Annotated in this window: 19 protein-coding genes and 2 riboswitches; of the genes, 13 read left to right on the top strand and 6 right to left on the bottom strand. The window is 40.1% G+C overall.

The features are described 5' to 3' along the window. Positions 1–5 precede the first annotated feature (5 nt). Entirely contained in the window at positions 6–401 is a 396-nt protein-coding gene (locus ACEVFT_RS22275; RefSeq protein ID WP_393951469.1) for a YhfM domain-containing protein, read from the bottom strand. A gap of 111 nt (positions 402–512) precedes the next feature. Here ACEVFT_RS22275 and ACEVFT_RS22270 point away from each other — a divergent pair, with 111 nt between their 5' ends. The 6 genes from ACEVFT_RS22270 to ACEVFT_RS22245 all read left to right on the top strand — a co-directional run bounded on the left by ACEVFT_RS22270 (position 513) and on the right by ACEVFT_RS22245 (position 8,743). Continuing rightward, on the top strand, positions 513–893 hold the full coding sequence (locus ACEVFT_RS22270) for a PH domain-containing protein (protein WP_205443306.1): 381 nt from the start codon (positions 513–515) through the stop codon (positions 891–893). A 150-nt stretch (positions 894–1,043) separates the two neighbouring features. Then, positions 1,044–2,249: a DUF2399 domain-containing protein gene (locus ACEVFT_RS22265; RefSeq protein WP_393951333.1), complete on the top strand. Its 1,206-nt coding sequence runs from the start codon at positions 1,044–1,046 to the stop codon at positions 2,247–2,249. Continuing rightward, positions 2,231–3,640 carry a hypothetical protein gene (locus ACEVFT_RS22260; RefSeq protein ID WP_342443559.1) on the top strand — a complete coding sequence of 470 codons (1,410 nt, stop codon included), beginning with the start codon at positions 2,231–2,233 and terminating at the stop codon, positions 3,638–3,640. Before ACEVFT_RS22265 ends, ACEVFT_RS22260 begins: the two co-directional genes overlap by 19 nt. Continuing rightward, positions 3,594–4,262, top strand: coding sequence for a hypothetical protein (locus ACEVFT_RS22255; RefSeq protein WP_205447477.1), 669 nt, complete (start codon positions 3,594–3,596; stop codon positions 4,260–4,262). Before ACEVFT_RS22260 ends, ACEVFT_RS22255 begins: the two co-directional genes overlap by 47 nt. Then, positions 4,259–7,453, top strand: coding sequence for an SMC family protein (locus tag ACEVFT_RS22250; RefSeq protein WP_393951332.1), 3,195 nt, complete (start codon positions 4,259–4,261; stop codon positions 7,451–7,453). Before ACEVFT_RS22255 ends, ACEVFT_RS22250 begins: the two co-directional genes overlap by 4 nt. Before the next feature lie 123 nt (positions 7,454–7,576). Beyond that, positions 7,577–7,760, top strand: a riboswitch (cobalamin riboswitch). A gap of 227 nt (positions 7,761–7,987) precedes the next feature. Then, complete coding sequence (locus tag ACEVFT_RS22245) at positions 7,988–8,743, top strand: hypothetical protein (protein WP_393951331.1); 756 nt, start codon at positions 7,988–7,990, stop codon at positions 8,741–8,743. Positions 8,744–9,108: 365 nt separating this feature from the next. Here the strand turns inward: ACEVFT_RS22245 and ACEVFT_RS22240 are convergent, their stop codons facing one another. After that, on the bottom strand, positions 9,109–11,046 hold the full coding sequence (locus ACEVFT_RS22240) for a GTP-binding protein (RefSeq protein ID WP_393951330.1): 1,938 nt from the start codon (positions 11,044–11,046) through the stop codon (positions 9,109–9,111). 158 nt (positions 11,047–11,204) lie between these two features. Beyond that, positions 11,205–11,391, top strand: a riboswitch (cobalamin riboswitch). Positions 11,392–11,554: 163 nt separating this feature from the next. Between ACEVFT_RS22240 and ACEVFT_RS22235 the strand changes: the two genes are divergently transcribed. The 3 genes from ACEVFT_RS22235 (at position 11,555) to ACEVFT_RS22225 (ending at position 15,336) form a co-directional block, all read left to right on the top strand. Further along, on the top strand, positions 11,555–12,547 hold the full coding sequence (locus ACEVFT_RS22235; RefSeq protein WP_393951329.1) for an ABC transporter substrate-binding protein: 993 nt from the start codon (positions 11,555–11,557) through the stop codon (positions 12,545–12,547). 51 nt (positions 12,548–12,598) lie between these two features. Then, positions 12,599–13,276: a precorrin-3B methylase gene (locus tag ACEVFT_RS22230; RefSeq protein ID WP_393951328.1), complete on the top strand. Its 678-nt coding sequence runs from the start codon at positions 12,599–12,601 to the stop codon at positions 13,274–13,276. Between the two features lie 71 nt (positions 13,277–13,347). Beyond that, positions 13,348–15,336: a S9 family peptidase gene (locus ACEVFT_RS22225; protein WP_393951327.1), complete on the top strand. Its 1,989-nt coding sequence runs from the start codon at positions 13,348–13,350 to the stop codon at positions 15,334–15,336. Between the two features lie 65 nt (positions 15,337–15,401). On the opposite strand, the gene ACEVFT_RS22220 is transcribed toward ACEVFT_RS22225, so the two are convergent. The 3 genes from ACEVFT_RS22220 to ACEVFT_RS22210 form a co-directional block, all read right to left on the bottom strand. Then, a complete protein-coding gene (locus ACEVFT_RS22220; RefSeq protein ID WP_393951326.1) occupies positions 15,402–15,902 on the bottom strand; it encodes an amino acid oxidase in 501 nt (166 codons plus the stop codon). Between the two features lie 81 nt (positions 15,903–15,983). Then, on the bottom strand, positions 15,984–17,180 hold the full coding sequence (locus ACEVFT_RS22215) for a class I SAM-dependent rRNA methyltransferase (RefSeq protein ID WP_393951325.1): 1,197 nt from the start codon (positions 17,178–17,180) through the stop codon (positions 15,984–15,986). 62 nt (positions 17,181–17,242) lie between these two features. Next, positions 17,243–18,160 (bottom strand): alpha/beta hydrolase, encoded by a 918-nt coding sequence (locus tag ACEVFT_RS22210; protein ID WP_393951324.1) that lies wholly within the window; start codon positions 18,158–18,160, stop codon positions 17,243–17,245. Positions 18,161–18,320: 160 nt separating this feature from the next. Here ACEVFT_RS22210 and ACEVFT_RS22205 point away from each other — a divergent pair, with 160 nt between their 5' ends. Then, positions 18,321–18,797, top strand: a complete 477-nt coding sequence (locus ACEVFT_RS22205; protein ID WP_393951323.1) for a dihydrofolate reductase — start codon at positions 18,321–18,323, stop codon at positions 18,795–18,797. A gap of 43 nt (positions 18,798–18,840) precedes the next feature. Here the strand turns inward: ACEVFT_RS22205 and trhA are convergent, their stop codons facing one another. Further along, complete coding sequence (trhA, locus tag ACEVFT_RS22200) at positions 18,841–19,476, bottom strand: PAQR family membrane homeostasis protein TrhA (RefSeq protein WP_016993322.1); 636 nt, start codon at positions 19,474–19,476, stop codon at positions 18,841–18,843. A gap of 275 nt (positions 19,477–19,751) precedes the next feature. Here trhA and ACEVFT_RS22195 point away from each other — a divergent pair, with 275 nt between their 5' ends. The 3 genes from ACEVFT_RS22195 (at position 19,752) to ACEVFT_RS22185 (ending at position 22,501) form a co-directional block, all read left to right on the top strand. Further along, positions 19,752–20,594 carry a DegV family protein gene (locus ACEVFT_RS22195; RefSeq protein ID WP_393951322.1) on the top strand — a complete coding sequence of 281 codons (843 nt, stop codon included), beginning with the start codon at positions 19,752–19,754 and terminating at the stop codon, positions 20,592–20,594. 174 nt (positions 20,595–20,768) lie between these two features. Continuing rightward, a complete protein-coding gene (locus ACEVFT_RS22190; protein WP_393951321.1) occupies positions 20,769–21,245 on the top strand; it encodes a hypothetical protein in 477 nt (158 codons plus the stop codon). Positions 21,246–21,589: 344 nt separating this feature from the next. After that, positions 21,590–22,501, top strand: coding sequence for a GDSL-type esterase/lipase family protein (locus tag ACEVFT_RS22185; protein WP_393951320.1), 912 nt, complete (start codon positions 21,590–21,592; stop codon positions 22,499–22,501). The last annotated feature ends 4 nt before the right edge of the window (positions 22,502–22,505 follow it).

Genomic DNA, 22,505 nt, shown 5'->3' with positions numbered 1-22,505 from the left:
GTTTTTTATTGTCGAACCAGCGCAATTAATTCCTCAGTGAAATCCTCTGAGATTGTGTAAATTGAATGGGTATCCTTGACATGCATCAAACTACTGTTTTGATCTTTATCACCTAACCAAAGGTGATAGCCATATTTGTTTCCTGCCGTATCCACTATTTGTACATCATATTCAGGTGTAGCCATATCGACAATACCCTCGTTTTTGACCGCTGTTGTTATGGCTTGTTGGAATAGTGTAAGTGATTTTTCATCCGTATATTCTTTAAAAAAATCAGTGTTCACCTTGTAAAATTTAGCACCAATAGAAATGCTGACCTTAGCTAAATCACCATCGGGTACACTATTTTCATTACATCCTAGTAAAACAACGGCTATTAGAGACAATAAAGCAATCACCATTGTTCGCAACCTCTCACCCCCTCTATATGCTAAATAATACCATCATTTTCTGTCGTAGCTCTTACTTTTTTGTAATACATTAAATAAACGACAGCGAAAGGGGGACAGATAATGGGCTTATTTGATGGATTAATCGGCAATGCAAGTGAGGTGAATTTAGAAAAACTACAGGAGGAGGTCCATGATTTATTAATTCCAAACGAGACAATCAAGAATGCCTATAAAATTATTAGAGACACGTTTATTTTTACCAATAAACGATTAATCCTCATCGATAAGCAAGGGGTGACTGGCAAGAAAACGGAATATCATTCCATTCCCTATAAAAATATCGTTCATTTTTCAGTAGAAACAGCCGGTACATTTGATTTAGATGCAGAGCTCAAAATATGGGTGTCTGGCAGTCCGTTACCGATTCAAAAAAACTTCAATAAGGCGACAAATATTTATAAAGTGCAAAGCGTCTTAGCGCAGTATGTTTTGGGGACGTGAGGATTCAATAGGTTATGGAAGCCCACATTTATGTGAGGCTTTTTTTGTTGTAGAGGACTAGCCCTTCGTTAATTCGATAAGTAATACCCTGTCCAACATAGTATAATAAAGCAATAAATAGTCTCTTGAAGAGATAAAGGGGAATCTATAGTGGAATATGAAGAAAAGACCTCAATTGAATTTTTAAACGAAGTTGTTTTGAGGGCAGGTGAAAAAATTGAGAAGGTTGAATACCAAGGGCCTATTCAAACAGTAACGATTGTAAGAAGGTCCGCACGTATTTACAAAAAGGTTGCCCAAATCAAAGTAGCAAAGCAGCCCATTTGGAAGACAACTATTCCACAGGAGCTTGTGAAATATAAATTTTCACCAAAAGTAAATCGCCTACTAAATGAACCATTTGAAACGATTCAGGACTGGCTCCAGGAAGGGTGGATAATACGAGAGATTCGTTATCATGTAGATGGTATAAGTATCAAAGATGATGTCTATCGGATGGGTCCCGCCTATCTGTTTGCGCTTAAATATCGTAAAAGTAAAGAACAACAGCAATATGAGCTACAACTAGAACAGTTACGAAAGCAAGCGGATGACCTACAAATGTCGCCACTGTTTCTACATGCACTGTCAGCGGAAGCAATGCCACGTTATTGGAGTCGTGTAAAGCAATTAAAGTTTATGCAGTTTTGTATTGCTATGTACCAGCTTGCTCAGCAAAAAGACTTATTTGACTTTAAAGAAATAGGTGCGACATATGAAGATCGAATTGGTGGTTCGAAAATGTTTGATCAGGAGCGAGAGGAATTTTTAGCCCATCTCGCACAATTAGGTATTGATGCCCCGTCTTATGGCCTTGTAAGCTCAGGAAAAATCGTGCCAATCTATTTTACTGGACATGCACAGTCAGAGCTAGCCTCCTATCATCTTGGTGCAGTTCATGCAACAACAGATAATACAGTGTTACAAACGACATTTACAACTTCCAACACGACACTATGGCTTGTGGAAAATAGGGCTATTTTAACACGTATGGCAACGGAAAGTGAATTTCTACGAGAAAGCCATTCATTTGTGCTTTGTTTGGATGGGCAAATTCGATCCGCTCATAAGCAATTTATCAAACAGTTGCTTAAAAGTTCCATACAACAAGTACTGATTTGGACGGATTATGATGAGGCAGGACTAACGATTGCCAAAAAAGCTATTCAGCTTCTTCCTTGTCCCTTTAAAATTATTGGACGAGATTCGCAAATTTTTACGGATATTGAAACTTACGAGCAGTGGCTTCAGCATGAAAATCGTCATGAGCAAGAGCAACAATTGGGAGGAGTGGCCGAATGGAAAATGTGGATGTAAATGCACCCATTTCGATTTTTCACAGTGATTATTTTTCAGCTGAATTTATGAAATCAATGCGAGATTTAGCTTCTCTGTCAGCTGTCTTAAAAGACTTAAGCACGGAAAAAATGTATGATTCACCAATGGAAATTATCCGCTTTTTAAATATTATTCAATTACTAAATACGGCATCTTTAGGTATTGGAGACCCGATTGATCATGAAGATACGCTTTATTATCGCTACCGCCATACATATGGGAATGACTCTGAGCCACCGACGCTTCAGTATATTCAACGTGTGCTCCATATTTTAGAACGCAATAATTGGGTTGTAAAGCAGACGCGGCAAATTAAATTAATGGACAGAGGCAAGCGTATGATGGATGGCTTAATTCGTATGGGAAATGATGCACTTGCTTATTATTTACAAGATGATATTGGCCGTTCACTATTTCAGGCAAGACGTGATGCAGAAATTAGTGCAGCCTATGATGATAAAGGCATTTCAGGTGGAAATAAAATTGCGTCGATGATTTATAATGTAGAGCAAGCCGTTGAGCAATTAGAAAATAGACAGCTTGAATTTTTGGCTGATCGCAATGCCTTGCCACAACTAGAAAAAATCAATCAGTTAATGTTGGGGCTAGAGGAAAAAATGACGGAGCGTTTAGCACAATTCCAAACGATAGAGGAAAGTCTTGTAATGAGTGACTTGATGCACCGTGGAACGGCAGCCATTACAAAGGGCACAACATTAAGTTTAAGCGTATTAACTAAATATGTGCGTTTCGTTACGATGCAATTAACACCGATGGAAGAGGCTATTTCCCCTGAAAAAGTACGAAATTTCATCTTGGCGATGTATAACCCACCCTTGCATAGTAATATCCCGACAGCACATGATATCTTTAGCTTTATGGAACAAAATCAATATGAAGAAGAAACATTTGATGGCATGTGGATGCCGGTAAAGTTTGCTGCACCTATAGGACATCAAGATATTAATGATGCTATCCATTATTTAGCCACCTATGAGCCAAAACGTGAGGGCGATATCATTGACCGAGAGGAGCCAGAATATAGAGAAGTAGAAATGGTGGGAGATTCCATTGAAGAAATGTTTGATCAAGCTGCTTGGCAAATGACAAAGGCCCAAATCGACACAACGAAAATAGAAAGTTACTTAGATGACCATGGAGAGAGTGAAATAGAGGAATTAATCGTGCAAGCTAGCTCGAACAAATGGCATGATGCCGTTTTATCAATGCTCGCTGTTTCTGCTTTAACGAGCAGTAAAAAAATAGACAGGTCACCTAAAGCGGAGACGGCAAACTTTGAAAAAGAATGGGAGTGGATTAATGATGACGACAAACGATATACCATATATAAGCTCTTTAGCGATGATTGATCATCTAAAAGGCTATTTAACGACAGAGGAAGAATTGGCTTTTATGCAATTACTGTTTTCATCATCTGCCTCTATTAAGGGAGCGAATTATGGATTGCGTCGGAAGGAGTTAGAAAAATTATTAGGTATAAAAAATGACGACAATGCTTTGCAATCCTTTATAGATCGCGTAAATGGAGCTTTAAATCGCTATTTCAAAATTATTTATGATGAGAGGCGTGATCGTGTTGTTGTCATGATGCGAATCACAGCGAAAAATGCAAAATCTACATTGAGTAGTGAAGCATTGGCGATTTTACTCTATATGTTTTACCAGCAAGAAGTATTAGGCCATGAATTTACATTAGTACATCAAATTTTAGTTGATTTTGGCCATGAGTCTTTAAATGCTAATAGAAGAATGAAAAGTAATATCGACCAATTAAAAAAGGTGGGAGCTGTTGAAGATTATGAAGCATCTTCAGAAGAGGCATATCAATTAACAACAATAGGTGTTCATTTATTCTCCGAATCTTTTTTACGTCGTACAGTCGAATTTGCGCAAGAAACAAAGTTGAATAAAGAAGAAGTGATGAAATTTTTTAACCGTTATAACTTACATGTGGAGGAGGACAAAGAATGATTCCTTACGTGTTGAAAATACAGGGTGTACGTGACTATCCACCAACAAGGGTGGTGCTAGGTGAAGCCGATGAACACGTATTAATAACAGGTCCAAATGGTGTCGGAAAGTCAACATTAACGTTTTGCATAGGGGCTATATTATATTCTGCAAAAGTAGATATTGAAGGGCTACGCTCGAGTAATTTACAAGCAAATGAAGCATGGTATGCGAAATTATCGTTAGTGTTTAAAAATGAAGGCATGACCCGCATTGATGCGCCGCCATTTATTGCATTTGAATTAATTGTACAACAAGCTGTGAAAAATGGTGCCTTGCAAAAAGAGTATCGTATAACAACAGGAGATTCAGAAGATACGTTAACGAACATAACATCTTATACTTCTGGCAATATAGCAGGACGGAATTTCGGAGCTTACAAAGAAGATTTACAAATTAAATATAAAATTGATCCAGATTTGTATCATTTAATTTGGTATCAGCAAGAAGTGAACCAATTTGCCGCCATGAACCCGGAGGAAAGATTTCGTCAATTTAGTAATATGTTTCATATTGCTGATATGCAAAAAGAATGGGAAGCGGCATTAGAAGGAATTAGAGAAGCTAAACAAGAAATCATCCATTTATCGTCCATTGTAAAAACAGCTGAACATAATCTAACCATTGCAGAAAATGATCTCAACGCCTTTTTAAATAATAAAAAACGTATTCTGGAAAACGGTCGTCTGTATTATACATATACAAATGTTCTACTGCAAAAATATTCAAATGAATGCTCTGATACACAAGCTATTCTTCAGCAATTGCAGGAAGAGGAAGCACAAATAGGGACAAAGCAAAAATTACTGTTGCACGAAAAGGAGCGTACAGGTCAACATTTAATTCAAGTAGTGAATGAGTGCGAACAGGTTGAAGCACAAATTATTGAGTCAAAGACATTATTAAATGAGGAAGTACAGCAGGAAAAAACACTACTAGGGCGATATAGTGAGCTTTCTGCACAGCTAGAATCAATTTCCGATAAAGCAAAGCGACTACGTTTCGATGAACAAACAACCTGGGAAAAACAAAAAGCAACAGCCTTTCTACTAAAACAAGTTGAAGAGCAAGATAAGCAACTAAAAACAAAAGAACAACAATTAAGAGATAACGAACGACTTTTGAATAGTGAAAGCGCACGAGTGACGATACATTTCGAAAACCTGAAAAAAGATCTAGTGGAAGCACGTAAAATCGTCCATTTATATCAAAGTAGCCGTTTTATTTTAAGCCAACTAGATGCTGCAAATCTCCAGCAACATCAATTTTTAAAGGAAAAACAGTTATTATCTTCCGCCATCCAAGAGAAGCAGAAAATCATCCAGCAGCTACAACAAAATAAAGTAAGATCTGCTCGTCAACAACAAGGACTAGAAGACTTACATAGACAAGGTATAGAGGCATATACATTACGTGATTTAATTTCGTTGACACCAAGTGCGCCTTTAAAGTTAGAGTCAAGTATTGAAGCGATTAAATACGCTATTTTTTATAATGCAGCGAGCTATAAGCCACTGAATGATTTGTATTATGTTTCATTAAAGCAGCTCATACCGAATCGTATGATTGACAATATCCCTCATTTAGGATTACAAATGCGTAGCGGACTATCTGAGCAACTACAAAACTATGCCAATAAAGCATTGTGGTGGATCGAGCAATTTTTCACTTCAACGCCTCGAATTGAGGCAGGTACGCTTATAGATGAACGTGGTGCTAGAGGCGCACAGGAACAACTGCAATTTATTCTAAGTGATGCAGCTATTCAACAAACCTTACAAGACCAGGCGAGTAACTTAAACAACTTGCAAGAGCGTCAAGTACAGTTAAATGCTCAGTATGATCATAATATCAAGCAAATTAACCAATTGCATGGAGACTTGCGCAAAATTCAACAGGCTGAAAGTATGCTATTGAAGGAAAGCGAACTGCATGCCTATGAAAGTCAACAGAAAGCTTTAACAGAGCAATTGTTAGCAATTTATGATGAGCAAGCGGAAATGGAAACACAGCGGGAAACAGCTAGAAAACATCAGGCAGAACATTTTCAAGAGCTGCAATTGCTAGAGAAGGAGTGCCGCATTTATGAGGAGCTAGGGGCAGTGGCAGAGCAACAAATCCAGTTACAGCAAATGGAACAAACGTTAAAAGAATTACGCAAAACCATTTATGATTCCAAAAGAAAACATCAGCAATGGACAGAGCAATTGGAGGAGCTGTCCAATGATAAACGTCAACTAAAATTACTAAAACAAAATCATGAATCAGAGCTTGAATTAATAAATAGTAATCTAACAAACTGTCGGCTACGTATGGTGAGAGCGCAAGAAAAAATCGAACAATTAGAGGCTAGCCAAGCAAGTCTAGTAATAAAACTACAGGAATTAGAGCATATTTTACCTGTCGAAGCATGTGTTGTTGATGAATCCATCTCCATTAAATGGTCTGAGGCAAGATTAATTCATGGTAATGCAGAAAAAGCTGCTGCTTTCGAAGCGGCACGCCTAGAAAAGGTCAATATTCATGCTGAAGTAAATTTTGAAAAAATGAAAGAAGATTTTGAGCGTAAAAATGCAGAATTAGCAAGTGCTGAAATACTTCTTGAGCAAAATGCGGGCTTTGCAGCAGATTTAGAAGATAAACTAGAAACGACCATTAATATGTATTTAACAAAGATTAATATGTTGTTCCAAAAGTATATGGATATCTTTCATTTTGAGGGACATATTGAAAAAGAAAGAATAGAAGAGAAGGCAGGGCACATTAAATACTTGCTTTATGTGAAAGCTCGTAAAATTGGTCATCAGGGTACTATGGAGGATGTTAGCTTAAAAGCACGAAATGGCAAAGTAGGTAAAGGTGTTTCAGGAGGGGAGGAATCGTTAAGCTCGCTCCTCTTTGCCTTAGCTTTATTGCAAAACCTCTCGATTGCCCCAAGCTATATCGTACTTGATGAGTTTGATAGCGCACTAGATGATGAACGCAAGGACAAAGTATTTCATTTATATGCAAAAGAGTTAAATCGAAAGTTAATTATTTTATCTCCAAAAGCTCATGATAAAACCTATTACGACCATTTTTCCAAGGTATTTGTTATTGAACATAATTCATCTATTCCACAAAGTAGGATTGTTGGTTTCCAAAAGGTGTAGGACCATTTGGGTGAATGAAATTGTGTTTTAAACGAGCAAGAATTGACTTCTAAATGGCACTCCTTTACAATTAATTTTAATACTTTAATAGGAAAACGAGGTATTCTCGTTTCCTTACCAACTGAATAGCGTGTAGTAATAGGTGTAAATTGCGTGCAATTTGCTTAAAAGGGAAGTCGGTGCAAATCCGACACTGTCCCGCAACTGTAAATGTGAGCGACTTTTCAGCAACCACTGTCTTTGGACGGGAAGGAGAAAGGAAGCGATGACCATGAGTCAGGAGACCTGCCTGTTACGAGTACACACCAGTAACCTACGAGGAATAGGAGGTGGCATGTTGACAAAACAGAATGCTCTGTTCGTCACAGTACGTCAAACGCCCATAGTAAATGAAAGGGTTCACAATCGGACTCGTTCACACATACTTAGGGTTTGTTTGGCATTGTGTGATGAAAGAAGATAAAGCGAAGGATTTCCTCAAAACGTAGGGAGTCCTTTTTGTTTTGAAAATATGTACGCAAAGGGGATGCACGTATGACGAATATTCATGTAACGACAACGCTGGAAACGCCTTATGAAGATATGAACATTTGTAAGCAACCACGCACAGAAGTTGCCAAGAAAGCGAAAACAAGAATGGTGGTCGAATCGCTGATCGATCAATTATTAGCAACGAAGTTGATTCGCAACGATCGCTTCTTTGAACAAATCTTATATAATAAAGAAATTATTTGGATACAAAATGGGGGTGCGGATGGTCATCTATTGGCAAAAGCAGCATTAACAGATGAACTGAAAACAAAGACCAATCATTTTATGATGTATATGCCGACCAATCCGATTGTCTATGAAGTCAATGGGGAAGCGTATCACTTAATTACGCGCATTGATTCAACACGCGCAAAGCCTAACCTTGATCGTCTAACATTGGAGCCAAAGCCTGTTTTAAGTGCCGCTCGTGTCAATGACTTATTATGCTCGATTGTCATGCGCTTTTATGAAACATATTTACACGATTTGGCACCTCACCATGACAAACTCATCGCATTCGTGCAGCAGGAATATGCCCAGTTTATTGAAGCGGTGCAAGCGTTAAATGATTATCACTTCAACTGGCATCCACGCGGCAATGGGCACGAGCTCTTACTGCACTTAATTGATCATCTACAAATTTTAAAAAGTCGCCCAGGCAAGGTACTGATTGATTTTACGAACAAGCATGACTACGTGATAGTAGAACCCGCTTATTTGATGGACAAACCAACAAAGAAAGCCGTCGGTGCACTATAAAAGAGGCTGGGACAAAAAGAAAAAATGTTAGACCGATTGCATTTGGGTCTAACATTTTTTTGATTTAGGAAGGAACACTCTACTCATTGAAGCGAAAAAGTTATTATCTGTTTTCGTTATTTTTCAAAATAATCGAGTTCTGTCCCAGCCTCTTTCATTTAAATGCAGGATCGAAATATATTCACGTTCAAGCAAGAAATACCCGCGGAAGCAAGTGAAATACTCGCGCTTGAGCAATGAATACCCGCGGAAGCAAGTGAAATACCCGCGCTTGAGCGACGAATACCCGCGGAAGCAAGTGAAATACTCGCGCTTGAGCGACGAATACCCGCGAAAGCAGGCAAAACGCCTCCGAGCGAGCAGCCCTACAAACAATGCATGGCTGCCTGTGCTTCATGCCACGGAACCGTATATCCTTTGCCTTTTGCACAAAAAATACTGGAGGAACTATATTCAGGGTCGGCATTTTTATCGTAGCCAATCTGTGCAATTACTTCCTCTGTATTATGACACATATCATAGCCATCGAATTGGAGTGTGAGTGCACCTTTCCCATTTGTATAGGCAGCAAAGGTTGTGCTGTAGCTCATTAAAGTGGCAACGGGCGCGCGACCTGTTAGCACCACATCTGTTTCGGATAATATCGGGTCATCGAATGTGCCTGCTGCTTGCTGAATGTCAGTCATCATGCGGCCGATAAAGTCGTTTGAAGCCTTCATTTTAAAACGATAATAGGGTTCAAGTAGAACATTTTGGGCTTGCTCTAGTCCCTGGCGCAGCGCACGGAAACTAGCTTCTCGGAAATCGCCGCCCGATGTATGTTCATTATGCCCGCGACCTGTTAGCAGTGTAAAATGAACATTTGTTACAGGGAAGCCTGTAAGTAAGCCATGATGATCACGCTCAAACAGGTGTTTTTCAACAAGGCGCTGATTGCCTACGGATAAATGATCTGCATGACAGGCATTGCTGAAGGTATTGCCGGTTCCACGTGGATTTGGCTCCATTAATAAATGAACTTCCGCATAATGCTTGAGTGGCTCGAAATGGCCATAGCCTGTCACCGTCGTCGCAATGGTCTCCATATATAAAATTTGCGGCTCGCCAAAGGAGACGGCTAATGAAAAACGTTTCATTAATACCTCTGTCAGGACCTCCAATTGAATGACGCCCATAATATGGACATGGATTTCCTGAAACTTTTCCTGCCAAACGACACGTAAAGAAGGCTCTTCTGCTTCAAGTAAACGGAAAATCTGTAGCACTTCCTTGATATGCTGATCGCCCGCATATTGAACCTTTGCCTGTAGCGTTGGGACAAGCTCATAGGGCTGTGTTAGCGTCGTTGTACCGATTCGATCTCCAATGTTTGCCTGACTCAGCCCTTTCACAGCGAAAATCTCTCCTGCTTCAACCTGTTGAACGGTCTCAAAGCGATTGCCATTATAAAGGCGAATTTCTGTCACTTTTTCCGTCACTTCACCAAATGAAAATTCATCCCGCACATGTAAGGAGCCCTTGACAGCCTTCATAAAGGTTAAACGCTGATGCCCATCATGACGAATTTTAAAAACCTCTCCCTCAAACGGGGCATTCTGGTCAAATTGGGTCACAGTTAACAGGGGAAGTTGGTCAAGAAATTCCTGAATGCCCTCATCCTTTAAGGCAGAGCCTGTAAAGCAGGGGAAAGCACACTCGTTTTTAATCATAGCCTGTAGCTGAGCAAGACATTGTCCGTGTTCCAATGACTCACTCAAAAAGGCATCAAGCATTTCTTCATCATGTTCAGCCAGCCATTCCATGATGCTATTTGACACATAATCTGCTCGCAGCGGTTCATCGACGAACAACACATGCTGAGAGCAATCTTTACGAAGCTGGCTCATGACAGCTCCTACATTTGCTCCTTCACGATCCGTTTTATTGATAAAGAAGAAGGTAGGGACATGGTATTTACGTAAAAGCTGCCACACCGTTTCAGTATGGCCTTGTATCCCTTCGACAGCGCTAATGATAATAATGGCATAATCCATCACACGAATGGCACGCTCCATCTCAGGGGAGAAATCGACATGCCCTGGTGTATCAATCAATGTGTATGTATCATCGCCAATGCTCATGCGACCTTGCTCGGCAAAGATCGTAATCCCACGCCTGCGCTCTAGCTCATGATTATCAAGAAAGGTATCCTGATGATCGACTCGACCACGGGCTTGAATACTATTTGTATGAAAAAGCACTTGCTCAGAGAAGGTCGTTTTCCCTGCATCCACATGCGCAAGTACACCGATTGTTTTGTACATAAGAAATCCTCGTTTCTATAGATTGCTATCTTTTCATTGTAACAGAATACTCGCATATATAATTCTTGTAAAATAGTTCGTATTTTTGTCGAAATAGTGCTAATATAGTGATGATTGCATAATTAGCGTCATACTACGCTAGTCTATCAATAGTATTGACCATAATAGAACGTATTGGTGCAAATGGCATTTGTCATTTGCTTAAAAGGGAAATCGGTGCAATTCCGATGCTGTCCCGCAACTGTAAATGGAGAGTCTATACAGCATGCCACTGTAGTAAAGCTATGGGAAGGCGTATAGATGATGAACCTAAGCCAGGATACCTGCCAGTATGTGTTTTTTGACTAAGAACCACGAGGATGGGGATAGTGATGAAGGTTATGATACCGTTTTTTCACTATGCTACTCTCTTGGCGACAAGAGGGTTTTTTTATGCCCTTCCAACCACCTTGGTAGCAAAGAAGTCTCTGATTTCTTTCTATATTTTAACAACAAAGGAGAAAAGGACATGAAGAAATGGAAAAGTATATGGCTGATGATGATCATTGCCTTAGTCGCTATTTTAGGGGCTTGTAATGCAAAGGACAAAACTGAATCAGCAGCACAAGGTGAAAAGGTTGAGCCATCTGAGGCAGCAACAGAAGTAACCATTGAAAATAATGACACAACCCAAACATATAAGGAAGCACCTACGAAAGCGATTAGCTTAAATCAGCATGTGACAGAAATCATGCTGGCGCTTGGCTTAGAGGATTCTATGGTTGGGACGGCTTACTTAGATGATAAAATCTATGAGCCACTACAAGAGGCATACGATAAAGTCCCTGTGCTTTCTGACCAATACCCAACGAAGGAGCAAGTGATTGATGCCGAGGCAGATTTCCTATATGCAGGCTGGAAAAGTGGTTTTGGTGAAAAGGGCGTTGGCACACCAGAGGAGCTTGAAGAATTAGGCATTCATACGTATTTACATACGGCTTCTAACATGACAAAACCAACATTAGAAGATATTTTCACTGATATTCGCAATATCGCGAAGATTTTCCGTATCGAGGATCGTGGCGAAGCTTTAATTGAGCAAATGACAAAAGATGTAGAGGCAGTACAAGCTAAATTACCAAAAGATAGCGAAAAATTACGTGTTCTTGTGTTTGATAGCGGTGAAAAGGATGTATTTACAGCTGGTCAAAACTTTATGAATGAGCTAGTGACAATCGCGGGCGGTCAAAATATCTTTGGTGATGTGGAATCAGGCTGGACAACTGTGTCGAAGGAAGATGCAGTAGACCGCAATCCAGAGGTTGTTGTCGTGATTGATTATGGTGAAACAACGGCCGAACAAAAGATCCAATTCTTAAAAAATGATCCAGCATTAAAGGAGATGGAAGCTGTCAAGAATGATCACTTTGTCATCCTGCCACTTTCAGCAGCGTCTGAAGGGGTTCGTGCTGCAGAGGCCATTGAAATTTTAGCGAAGGGCTTCTATCCTGAAAACTTTTAAACCATTCGAGCTAGCGCTTTGCTAGCTCCTTTTTCATAAGGAGCGATATCAATGAACGCATTTCAAAAAAACGTACCAGATCAAACATTTGAAACACTAAACCGTGAGGGTGAATTTACCCGTCTAGCAGTTAGCCCTGGCATTATCAATAAGCATTATACGCCAGCGCAATTTCAAAAAATAGCCGAAATTGCTGGCGAAAAGGGTGCGATTAAGTATTCCGCCTCCTATAGTATTCTCGTATCCATTCCAACGAGCGATGCGACAGAAGCTGTGCAAGCCTTACAGGAAGCGGGTCTTTATGTTGCGCCCTCTGGTTCCATTATTGCCATGAAGGCTTGCGATTTTTGTGATGGTGAGAAAATGGAGGCTGCTCCGATAACTGAACATCTTTATCATGCTTTAGAGGGGATCAAGGTACCTGCAAGAGTACGTGTCAATATCAATGGCTGTGCATCTGCCTGCTACAATGCAGTCTATGATGATATTGGGCTCGTGTATCAGCAGGAAAGCTTTGATGTCTATTTAGGTGCTGTGCCGATGGGGGCAAAGGCACAGGCTGGCACATTGTTCGCTAAAAGGGTAGGTGTCGAGCACATTGAAGATTTTTTATTGCACATGATAGGCCTTTATAAAGAGCATGCTCGCCCGAATGAACCCTTTTATAAATTTTATCGCAGAACAAAGTCCGCAGAATATTGGGAACTAGTAAAAAATTCTATTAAATAGCAGGAATATTACTTAGGGTGTCGAAGTATTGTAGTAAGGCACAGAAAATTACAATACAAAGGAGCAAGAACATGACATCGAAACAAGGGATTCAACCAGAAGATCTTTATCACTTAAAATCAGTAGCAGATCCACAGCTATCACCCGATGGAACTGAGGTAGTTTATGTAGAGACTCGTATGGACGAGAAGAAAAACGACTATATCTCGAATTTATTTTACATAAACTTGAAGGACAAAACGCCACAGCAATGGACATTTGGTGAGGATAGAACAAGTTCCCCTGTTTGGTCACCAGATGGCAGCCGAGTTGCGTTTTTGTCAACGAGAACAGGTAAATCGCAAATTTATGTGCTATCGAAAGCAGGTGGAGAGGCAAAACAGCTGACACATTGTAAAAATGGGGCAACATCCCCTGTCTGGTCCCCATGTGGCAAGAAAATTGCTTTTTCAGTCGTCCTAGGGAAAGATGAAACCATCCAAGATAAAGCGGAGGATGAGAAGAAAAAGGACAAAGAACTCAAGCCACTAGAAATCGAGAAAATGAAGCACAAATCGGATGCTAGTGGATTTATTGATATGGAGCAGTTTGTTCATATTGCCCTTGTCAATGTGGAATCAGGAGAGCTAGAGCAAGTGACGGAGGGAAAAGAGTACTTCCATCTCGGTACATGGTCGCCAGATGGCAAATACCTTACGTACTTAGCCGATAAAGCGGAGGATTTGGATTTCTCATTTAATGTGGATATCTATTTATTGGATTTAGAAACTAAACAGAGCCGCAAGCTAACAGAAGGATCTGGTGCATATTACCAAACGGCTTGGTCTCCGAATAGCCGATTCCTTTCTTTTGTAGGCGGAGAGCGTGAATTTGAAAATGCCACACAAGCGAAGCTATGGATATATGACATGGAGCAAAAACTGCTAAACTGTGTAACAAGTGAATTCGATGCGCCTGTCGGTGATTTTGTCATCGGTGATTTCCTACAAGGGGTAGCGTCACCACGCGTGCAATGGATGAATGATAATCATAGCTTCTACTTCCAAGTCACAGATCATGGCAATGCGGCGATTTATTTCGGAAATATAGATGGCGAAATTTACCCAGCGATTCATGATGATCAATATGTCTATGGCTTTTCACTTGATCCGCAAAACGATCAGGCTATTGTAGCGATTAGCACAACGACAAACCCAGGCGATTTGTTTTATGTAAACCTAAAAACAGGTGACAAAGAACAGTTGACGTCAATTAATGAAGAATTTTTAAAGACCAAAACATTAGCTGTTCCCGAAAGTATTGAATTGGAAGGCGCTGAAGGCTGGAAGGTCAATGGCTGGATCATGAAGCCAGTTGGCTATGAAGCAGGGAAGAAGTATCCTCTTATTCTTGAAATCCATGGTGGTCCACATGCGATGTATGGCAACACCTACTTTAATGAATTTCAAATTCTTGCTGCACAAGGCTTTGCAGTGCTTTATACTAATCCGCGTGGTAGTCATGGCTATGGCCAAAAATTTGTGGATGCAGTACGTGGCGATTACGGTGGCAATGATTATGCAGACTTAATGGCAGCGGTAGACTACGCTTTGGAGCACTATGATTTTATTGACCAAGACCGTCTTGGTGTAACAGGTGGAAGCTATGGTGGTTTTATGACCAACTGGATTGTGGGCCATACAAATCGCTTTAAAGCGGCTGTGACGCAGCGCTCCATTTCAAACTGGATTAGCTTTGCGGGTGTCAGTGATATCGGCTATTACTTTACAGACTGGCAAATTCAAGCAGGACTCGATGATATAGAGAAGCTATGGCATCATTCACCGCTGAAGTATGTAGACAATGTGGAGACACCATTATTGATTTTACATGGTGAAAAAGACTATCGTTGTCCAATTGAGCAGGCAGAACAATTATTTATCGCCTTAAAGTATCGGAAAAAAGAAACAAAATTCGTTCGTTTCCCTGAGGCGAATCATGAACTATCAAGGAGCGGCAAGCCCACATTACGAATTAATCGACTTGAATATATTCGTGATTGGTTTGTGAAATATCTATAATAGGGTGGCCTAAGAAGAGCATATCTTCTTAGGCTATTTTTAATAGAAAAGCCCCGTATGATTGTTTATAACGTTTCAATCGTTTGAAAAATCTCTTTGTAAAGGATATCTAACCCTTTTTCATCTTTCGTATAGAAATACCAAACATCTTCTCGATTTGCATCATGATCATATAAATAAATGGTTGTATGAGAACCGTTATTTAATGATTCCCAATGAGCCGTTTCAAATGTAGTTCCTTCTCTTGTAAATGGAAAATGACGTTTTGGTGAATCAAAAAAAACAATAGGGATTTTAGCGTTTTCATAAGCTTTAACCAATTTATCAGCTGATGCTTCTTCAAACATCACGGGTGTTACCATAACAGCATCAAAATTTGTGGAAATATGTAATGTATCCTCGCTAAATTCATCTAATGAAATGGTTTCGAAATGAATTTTTTCGTTATTTAATTCAGGAATAGTACCAACTACAGCCATTTTTAAAGGCGCTCCATCATATTTAGCTTCATCATTTGAACATGCAACTAATACTAACAAACTTAATATGAATAAAAATTTTTTCACAATTATCCTCCTTTTTTCTCGCGATATCGTTGTGTTCATCACATAAAAAAAGAATCACAACAAGGTGTGATTCTCGATGGGTTAGTCGATTTTTTGAATGAACACGACCTTCAGATAATTAAACTCAGGGTATTCACGTTGTACTCGGAAATCCTTCGGCAAACCGTATTCCTCCACGATTTTATAGCGTGTACGAGTTTCTTTAAATGCTTGGTCAATAAAGCCTTTGAACTTTTTCATACCGAAGCTAGCATTATTTGTGGAAGCCACAATGATGCCGTTTTTAGCGGTAATGGCAATCGTGTCCTTCAGTAATTTAGGGTAGTCCTTTGCTGTTGAAAAGGTCATTTGCTTCGTACGTGCAAAGCTAGGTGGGTCTAAAATGACAAGGTCAAACTGTAAAGCATGACGCTGCGCATATTTAAAATAATGAAAGACATCCATGACTTTTATATCCTGTGCCTCATAATCAATATGATTGACACTAAATTGCTCAATTGTTTTGGCTAGACTGCGCTTGGCTACATCTACACTCGTTGTCTTGATGGCACCTCCTAGAGCAGCTGCCACAGAAAATGCTCCTGTATAGGAGAACGTATTCAGCATGTCAGTATTATTCGCATAACGCTCACGAATAGCCAATCGCACCTCACGTTGATCAAGGAAAATCCCTGTCATGGCACCATCGTTTAAATGCACTGCATAGGTCATACCATTTTCCTTTACCATGATGGGAAATTCGCCTGGCGTGCCCATCACAAAATCATCCTGCTCGATATACTGCCCTTTGCTATCAAAGCGTTTTTTCTCATAAATCGCTTGGTAGTTCACTGTCTCAGCAAGCGCCTCATAAACCACTTCTCGAAATGAGTAAATACCCTCACTATACCAGCTCACCATGTAGTAGCCGTTAAAAAAGTCGATCGTTAGACCGCCGATGCCATCTCCTTCACCGTTAAATACACGAAAAGCTGTTGTGTTTTCATTGTTGAAGAATGCAGTACGATTGTCGATGGCTTTTTTGAATTTTTTCATAAAAAAAGGTTTATCGATGGTTTCATTCGCATCGGTCGTTAGCACCCAGCCAATCCCTTTATTTTGGATTCCGTAGTAACCTGTTCCAATAAAACGGTTATGGTGATCCATGAGCTTTAGGAGTGTTCCTTGCTCAGCAGGTAGACGTCGTGCATCGACCGCATCCTTTGAAATAAGAGGGTAGCCTTTTTTTAATTGATCAGAAAAGGGCTGTTGTATTTGTAGTGCCATTATTTGTGTCATAGTGTCATCCTTTAAAAAACGTTTTGCTCTATTATCGCACTGTTTGAGCGGGATAGCCAAACTTATTTCAGGAATTGCGCAATTTTTGTCACGGTTTCAATTGTTGCGTCTTCAAAATAATTCATTTTACTGAAATAGCTATGGATTAATCCTGGCATTGTAATATGCTCGACTGCCACACCAGCAGCCTTTAACTTTTGTGCATAGCTTAGACCCTCATCAAAGAGAACATCTGCCTCTGCCGCGATAATCAATGTTTTTGGCATGTTACGGACATTCTCTAGCTGAAGAGGGGACACAAATGGATTCGTGAAGTTTGCTTCCTCCGTATAGTGCTGAGAGAACCATTGCATGGCTTGTGCATCTAAGCCGTAATTTTCACCATATGCCAGATAAGATACTGTTGAAAAATCGACATTTGTCACAGGATAGATCAGTGCTTGCGCTTGTAGCATTGGACCATCCAGTGTAGTAGCTAAGTGCGCAACGACTGTAGCTAAATTTCCACCTGCACTATCCCCAGCAACCGACAATCGACTTACATCTCCACCTATGGCTTCAATATGGTCATGCACCCATACTAAGCTATCGTAGGCATCGTGTAAGGGTATTGGGAAGGGGTATTCGGGTGCTAAACGATAATCCACTGACACCACAATCGCCTGTGCCTGATCTGCTAATAGCTGGCAGCCTGCATCGACAGATTCTAAATTGCCATAGACCCAGCCACCACCATGGTAATAAACAATAACTGGTAATGCTTTACCGACAACGGGCGTATAAAGCCGAACTGTAATTTGCGCGCCATCTCGCACCGTAATGTTGTGATCCTCAATGGATGCTAGCTTCGGTTTATGGGCGGATTGCCATTGCGTAACCGTTCGCATAGCTCTCGCTTCCTGTGGTGTCACTTTGTAATAAGGTGTACCAGTACGCTGAGCTTCTATATAGTGAACAGCTTCTTTTCTTAAAGTAGTCATCTTCATCATTCCTTTATCGTGAGGTTTGTTATTTCTATTATAAACTATTCATATAATTTTACTAGGATTTGATTTAGAAAAAGTTTATTTATTTATAAATGAGGTGAAATCAGCGCATTATGTTTATAATAAAAGGGATGAACGTATTTGGAGGGACAGTATGATTTCTTTAATTGTGGCACATGATGACAACCACGTCATCGGTTATAACAATGGGATGCCGTGGCATTTACCAGGGGATTTGCAGTATTTTAAACAAAAAACAATGGGCAAGCCTATGATTATGGGACGTAAAACATTTGAATCCATCGGTCGACCACTTCCAGGGCGACGCAACATCGTCATTACGCGTGATGAAAACTATCAGGCAGAGGGCATTGAAACCGTGACAAGCTTGGAAGAGGCTTTAGCGCTAGCTGGAGATGTACCTGAGGTGATGATTATTGGTGGCGAGCAGATTTTCCGTTTAGTGATGGAGATGGCTGATCGCTTGTATATCACGAAAATTAATCACGCCTTTCAGGGAGATACCTATTTCCCAAGCTATGAACAGAATTTTGTTCAAGTCTCTTCAGAGGAGCCTGAAACAGCACCAGAAGGCTATACATTCCAATATCAAATTTTTGAACGTAAATAAACGAAAAAGCAATCGCTCCCTTCACAATGAGCGATTGCTTTTATTATAGATAAAAATAAACACATGCATACATAGAGGCACAGCCAGCTAGCACAAAGAGGTGCCAGATCGCATGGTTAAAGGGCAGTGAGCGCCATGCATAAAAGATGGCCCCAATCGTATAGAACAGCCCACCAGCTAGCAGTAAAGCAAAGCCATGTAAACCTAAATACAGATAAACAGGCTTAATGGCAAATATAATTAACCAGCCCATGCCGATATAAAAAATCAATGAAAGTACTTCAAAGCGATTAATAAAGAAACATTTAAACAGCACACCAAGCACAGCCAGTGACCAAATAATACATAGCAACGTCAATCCTAGAGTACCACCAACGGCAATTAATAAAAATGGCGTATAGGTGCCGGCAATTAAAATATAAATGGACGAATGGTCCAAAATAGCGAAAAAGTGTTTATATTTTTCTGGCATACTGTGTAGCAAGGTAGACATTAAAAACAGAATGATGACAGACGCACCGAAAATGCTGAAGGTTGTAATATGTAGGGCATTTCCTGTTTGTACGGCTGCTAACAGTAGAACAACCAGTGCTGGAATACTAGCGATGAAACCAATACCATGTGTAATGGCATTCCACAGCTCTTCCCTCCATGATTTATAGTCAAATGAATCAACCATTTGAAACACTCCTTTCGTTCATACATTTACTATACCCCAATAATTTGTACATGAACATTTACATTTGTCATATATTTCATATCAAAAATGTCATAAGGCTGTCATAATCTTTGAGGGGCATTGATAGACAAGAGGTAGGCGAAAACGCTATAGTATCCAAGGTAGCGTTTACATGCAAGTGAGGACAAGGTTTTGCCTAATGACAAATGTCATGTTTACATAATGATTCATTAGTCTATATAATAAATTTTAATGAAGTAAAAGGATGTGTCGAAGTGAGACGAATTCATATAGTAACGGACTCAACTTGTGATTTAACAAAAGAAGAAGTAGCACAACATGGAATACATATCGTGCCTTTAACGATTCAAATTGATGGTCAAACATATACAGATGGTGTGGACTTAGAGCCACAGTCTTTTTTAGGCTTAATGAAAAATGCGAAAAATTTACCAAAAAGTTCGCAGCCAGCACCAGGGAAATTTAAAGAATTATATGATGAGCTAGGTAAAGATGGTGATCAAATAATCTCCATCCATATGACAGGCGGCATGAGTGGAACAGTAGAATCTGCACGTCAAGCGGCACAAATGACAGATGTCGATGTGACAGTCATTGACTCACGCTTTATCGCGATTGGATTGGCTATCCAACTACGTGAGGCAATCCGTATGCGTGATGAAGGCGCAACAGTAGAGGACATCGTAGCACGTTTGGAAAAGGTACGAGACAATACGCATTTATACGTGATTGTGGACACGCTCGAAAACTTAATTAAGGGCGGTCGAATCGGTAAAGGAACAGGCTTTATCGGTTCTCTCCTAAACATCAAAGTCATTGCCAACCTTGAAGGGGGCGTATACAACCCTGTGTCAAAGGTACGTAGTCATAAGCAAGTAGTCAATTTCTTATTTAAACAATTCCAAGCAGACACAGCCGGAAAAACGGTTAAGGCAGTCGGCATTTCCCATGCAGACGGTTTAGTAACGATGGGCAACCCATTAAAATCGTTAATCGAAGACACAGGCTTTAACGATGTAGAAATTGCCTTTACATCCCCAATCATCTCGACACACACAGGTCCAGGAGCCATCGGTTTTATTTACTTTGCAGAATAATAGGAAGGAGCTACTACATAAGTAAATGTAGTGGCTTTTTTTATACGTTGCTCTCGTAGCAACCATAACTTTCACACCAGGGATGAGCGGCTTTGTGCCAAAGATGAGCCATTTTAATTAACCCGTGATCCGTTTCCAACTAAATAAGAGCGTTTTGGATTAAATGGTAATCACTTGGCCAGTGAGAAAGAGCGTCTTCGATCAAATGGTGATCACTTGGCCAGTGAGAAAGAGCGTCTCCGATTAAATGGTGATCACTTTGCTACTGAGAAAGAGCGTCTCTGGTCAAATGGTGATCACTTTGCTACCAAGAAAGAGCGTCTCCGGTCAAATGGTGATCACTTTGCTACCAAGAAAGAGCGTCTCCGATTAAATGGTGATCACTTTGCTACTAAGAAAGAGCGTCTTCGGTCAAATGGTGATCACTTTGCTACCAAGAAAGAGCGTCTCTGGTCAAATGGTGATCACTTTGCCACCAAGAAAGAGCGTCTCCGATTAAATGGAGATCACTTTGCTAGTGAGAAAGAGCGTCTCCGATCAAATGGAGATCACTTTGCTACTAAGAAAGAGCGTCTTCGATTAAATAGTGATCACTTTGCTACCAAGAAAGAGCGGCTTCGTTACAAAGGTGATCGGTTTAACACGAAGTAAGAGCGTCTTCAAACAAAGTGTGATCGCTTTCTCGCCTGATATGAGCGGGTTTAAAAAAAGAAGAGCGGCTAACCACTAAGTATGATCGTCTTCAATTAAATAGTGATCGTTTTGCCATCAAATACAATGAGTAATCCTCCTAATGATCATCACTTCCGCATAAAGGTACACTGAATAAATACACATTATCCATACATACACCCCATAATTGAGTGAGGAAATTTGGCAAGAACACAAAATTATGGAGAACTAAGGGTAAGTCACTTTTCATTGCGGCATAAACTATTCTATAATAGAAGTAATAGAAAGGGATGGAAGGTGGTCAAATGGACATTTGGCGATTTATGTTGTCGTGTTTGACCGTCTTAGTACTAAGTGGTTGTGCAATTTCAATCGATGAACCGAATCCGCAAGCAGAGCCTGAAGGTGAGCAAGCAGGAACGGAGCAAGATATGCCGCAGGATGAGCAACAAACAGAAGATGAGGAAAAAACATCTAAGAATATGTTGACGCAAATTTTTGAACATTTTTTTGAGCCATCAGCAGAGGATTTATCGCAAATTGATGAAGAACAAGCAAAGCAACTACATTACTTGGCACTGGGAGATTCGTTGACAGATGGTGTCGGTGATGAGTATAGTCAAGACGGTTATGTTGGAAGATTAGCAGATTCATTGCTCGCATGGCCTTCAATCTCGGATGTGGAGGTCGATAATCGGGGCAAACGTGGTAGACGCAGCGATCAGCTACTAAAATTAGTGAAAAAAGGGCATTATGATGAAGAGCTGCAAGAAGCACAGTTCATTTCCTTAACAATGGGTGGCAATGATGTCATGAAGGTCGTCAGGCAGGATTTATTTAACTTGAAGCGTGACGCTTTTGATAAGGAATTGCTGGCTTATAAAGAACGTTACAGCAAAATCGTAGAAGGCATTCGCGCAAAAAATCCGACAGTTCCCTTATTACTCATTGGTTTTTATAATCCCTTTTCGATTGTGACCAATGAGGCGAATGAATTTGATACGATTATCACAGAATGGAATAATGTGATTGAGGAAGTAGCCAGCAAGGATTCCAATGCTTGTTACGTATCAGTAGAAGATTTGTTTGATTCAAATGAAGAGCTCGTTTATCATACAGACTTTTTCCACCCCAATGCAAAGGGGTATGAAAAAATGACAGAGCGTATACTAGCAGCAATGGAGCAGTGTGGTATGGAAAAAAAGATTAACAAGGCAATAGGCTTCGAGGAGTGACAAA

Origin of the sequence: Lysinibacillus sp. PWR01 (assembly GCF_043359455.1) — a bacterium.
GTDB classification, from domain to species: Bacteria; Bacillota; Bacilli; order Bacillales_A; family Planococcaceae; genus Lysinibacillus; species Lysinibacillus fusiformis_F.
Note: the sequence above shows the minus strand (reverse complement) of the source record. Positions and strands in the feature narration are given on the sequence as shown.

Coding starts and splice junctions, on each gene's coding strand:
- ACEVFT_RS22275 (WP_393951469.1), bottom strand. CDS start 401: ATGGTGATTGCTTTATTGTCTCTAATAGCCGTTGTTTTACTAGGATGT.
- ACEVFT_RS22270 (WP_205443306.1), top strand. CDS start 513: ATGGGCTTATTTGATGGATTAATCGGCAATGCAAGTGAGGTGAATTTA.
- ACEVFT_RS22260 (WP_342443559.1), top strand. CDS start 2,231: ATGGAAAATGTGGATGTAAATGCACCCATTTCGATTTTTCACAGTGAT.
- ACEVFT_RS22255 (WP_205447477.1), top strand. CDS start 3,594: ATGACGACAAACGATATACCATATATAAGCTCTTTAGCGATGATTGAT.
- ACEVFT_RS22250 (WP_393951332.1), top strand. CDS start 4,259: ATGATTCCTTACGTGTTGAAAATACAGGGTGTACGTGACTATCCACCA.
- ACEVFT_RS22245 (WP_393951331.1), top strand. CDS start 7,988: ATGACGAATATTCATGTAACGACAACGCTGGAAACGCCTTATGAAGAT.
- ACEVFT_RS22240 (WP_393951330.1), bottom strand. CDS start 11,046: ATGTACAAAACAATCGGTGTACTTGCGCATGTGGATGCAGGGAAAACG.
- ACEVFT_RS22235 (WP_393951329.1), top strand. CDS start 11,555: ATGAAGAAATGGAAAAGTATATGGCTGATGATGATCATTGCCTTAGTC.
- ACEVFT_RS22230 (WP_393951328.1), top strand. CDS start 12,599: ATGAACGCATTTCAAAAAAACGTACCAGATCAAACATTTGAAACACTA.
- ACEVFT_RS22225 (WP_393951327.1), top strand. CDS start 13,348: ATGACATCGAAACAAGGGATTCAACCAGAAGATCTTTATCACTTAAAA.
- ACEVFT_RS22215 (WP_393951325.1), bottom strand. CDS start 17,180: ATGACACAAATAATGGCACTACAAATACAACAGCCCTTTTCTGATCAA.
- ACEVFT_RS22210 (WP_393951324.1), bottom strand. CDS start 18,160: ATGACTACTTTAAGAAAAGAAGCTGTTCACTATATAGAAGCTCAGCGT.
- ACEVFT_RS22205 (WP_393951323.1), top strand. CDS start 18,321: ATGATTTCTTTAATTGTGGCACATGATGACAACCACGTCATCGGTTAT.
- trhA (WP_016993322.1), bottom strand. CDS start 19,476: ATGGTTGATTCATTTGACTATAAATCATGGAGGGAAGAGCTGTGGAAT.
- ACEVFT_RS22185 (WP_393951320.1), top strand. CDS start 21,590: ATGTTGTCGTGTTTGACCGTCTTAGTACTAAGTGGTTGTGCAATTTCA.